Here is a 2,053-nt window from a genome sequence, read left to right on the forward strand (position 1 = left end):
TGGGCCAGGACCAGCTCGGGCAGGCCGGCGGTGGCGGCGAGCTCCTGTTGCCGGGTGAGGATCCGGACGAGCGTCGCCGTGCGATCGCGCAACCGGGCCGCGCGCTCGAACGCTCCGCCCGCCGCGATCGCGTCGATCTGGTCGACCATCGCCCTGACGGTCGCGGAGCTCCGGCCGGCGACCAGCGCCTCCCAGTCCTCCGCGTCGGGCGGGGAACCGAGGGTCTCGACGAGGTCCAGCCACGCCGACCTGGCGTCCTCGGATCTCCGGAACGGGCCGAGGGCGGACGGGTGCTCCGGTGTGCGGGTGACCTGTCCACGGATCGCGCGCCCGGAGGGTGGGGAGAGCCACCACCCGCGACGGGGACTCCGCGAGCGCCGGTTGTACGGCGGTTGCAGGGAATCGATGAGCCGCTCCTCGACGGTCCACGCCTCCAGGAGGTGCGCACAGGGCACCGACTCGACACTCGCGGCCAGCCCGACCATCGTGCGCATCCTGCTGCGCGAGTCGGCTCCGGAATAGTAGGAACGGGCCCTCCGCCGCACCGACACGGATGACCCCACGTACAGGGCGCCCCCCGACCCGTCACGGAAGAGGTAGACGCCGGGACCGGTGGTGAGCGCTTCGGTCAGCGCGGCGCGGCGCAGTACCTCGGGGGCGAGGCGGCCGTCGTACGACCGGAGCTCGGTGAGGGTGGCCACCCCGCAGTCCCCGACCCTGGAGATCAGGGCGTGGAGGACGTCGACGGTGGCGCGGGCGTCCTGGAGCGCCCGGTGGTTGGGCTCGACGGTGGATCCCAGATGGGCGGCGAGTTCACCGAGACGGTGTCCGCGGGTCTCGCCACGGTGGAGAATCCGACGTGCCAGGGCGAGCGTGCAGATCGACGGGGGATCCGGCCACTGATGGTCGGTGGAGACGGCAGCCGCCCGGAGGAAACCGAGGTCGAACCGGGCGTTGTGGGCGACCAGGACGGCGCCGCGGGAGAACTCCAGGAACGTCGCCATCACCTCTCCGAGGGTGGGCGCCCCGACGAGGTCGCCGGGGTCGATACCGGTGAGCCTGCTGATGTGCCCCGGCAGGGCACCGTCGATGGCGACGAACGTGGACAGCTCAGCCCGGACCTCGCCGCCCCGTACGCGGACCGCGCCGATCTCGGTGATCTCGTCCGTCCCCGGTCGGGTGCCGGTGGTCTCCAGGTCGACCACGACGAACGTCACCTCGGAGAGCATCGGTTCGAGTTCGTCGAACGCCGCCTGGACCCCCTGGGGCCCGGGCGTGCGGACCGGCTCTCGCGTCGGGGGAGTGGGCATGGTGCCGACGGTAGCGACCCGGTCCGACAGTGGCGGGGCGGACGGTCGTGGCGGAGGCCGGGTGCGGCCCGCCGCCGCGGAGGGGGATGTCGTACCCCGCCGTTACGGTCGGCCTCGAGCCGTAGATCGCGGCCCGGTAACGAATGGGCAACACGCCCAGGACGGAGTGTGATGTAGATCATGTTCTCGATGGACTGCTCACGGTGCCCGGCCCGCCCGCGCCGGTGTGAGGACTGCGTCGTCTCGGTGCTCCTGGCCGGAGAGTCGCAGGTGGACGCGCTTTCCGAGGAGTCGTGTGGGTACGTCCTGGAGCCGGAGGTGCGTTCGGCGATCGAGGTGCTCATGGAGCTCGGAATGGTCTCGACGGTCGAGATCATGGCCTCGGAGACGGCCGCCTAGCGGATGGACTGGACTTCGACGAGATGGTTTCGTAACCTTTTCGAGACCTCGGAAGTCATCACCCGCCCGCCGGTGGGGGGCCGGGGTCACCACCAAAGCGCCAACCACGGTGCACCGGGGAACCACGTTCCACTGGGGTGAATCGCCCGAGGGCCGAGAGGTCCGGGCGTAGGACAGACTTCCGTGTCCGAACCCGTCAGCTAACCCGGTCGGTGTCCAGGAAGAAAGAGGAAATCACTCTCGTGGGAGCCCACAGCATCAAGGCCAGCTCGACCGGGCGTCGTGTCGCCACCGCAGGACTGCTCGCGGCCGGAGCCGCCATCGCCGGCGCCGGGACCGCGGCC

At 71.1% G+C, this 2,053-nt stretch carries 2 protein-coding genes and 1 riboswitch; of the genes, one reads left to right on the top strand and one right to left on the bottom strand.

Going from position 1 to position 2,053, the window contains the following annotated elements; translation table 11 throughout:
- Positions 1–1,310, bottom strand: a 1,310-nt coding sequence (locus tag G6017_RS14780; protein ID WP_182618035.1) for an exonuclease domain-containing protein, incomplete at its 3' end; no start/stop codon positions are given.
- A gap of 180 nt (positions 1,311–1,490) precedes the next feature.
- Here G6017_RS14780 and G6017_RS14785 point away from each other — a divergent pair.
- Positions 1,491–1,709, top strand: a complete 219-nt coding sequence (locus G6017_RS14785; RefSeq protein ID WP_182611175.1) for a hypothetical protein — start codon at positions 1,491–1,493, stop codon at positions 1,707–1,709.
- 80 nt (positions 1,710–1,789) lie between these two features.
- Positions 1,790–1,938: riboswitch (cyclic di-AMP (ydaO/yuaA leader) on the top strand.
- Positions 1,939–2,053: the final 115 nt, after the last annotated feature.

It is taken from the genome of Dietzia sp. B44, from assembly GCF_014145245.1.
GTDB lineage: Bacteria > Actinomycetota > Actinomycetes > Mycobacteriales > Mycobacteriaceae > Dietzia > Dietzia natronolimnaea.

Excerpts from the sequence above, each read along its gene's own strand:
- G6017_RS14785 (WP_182611175.1), top strand. The coding sequence starts at position 1,491 with ATGTTCTCGATGGACTGCTCACGGTGCCCGGCCCGCCCGCGCCGGTGT.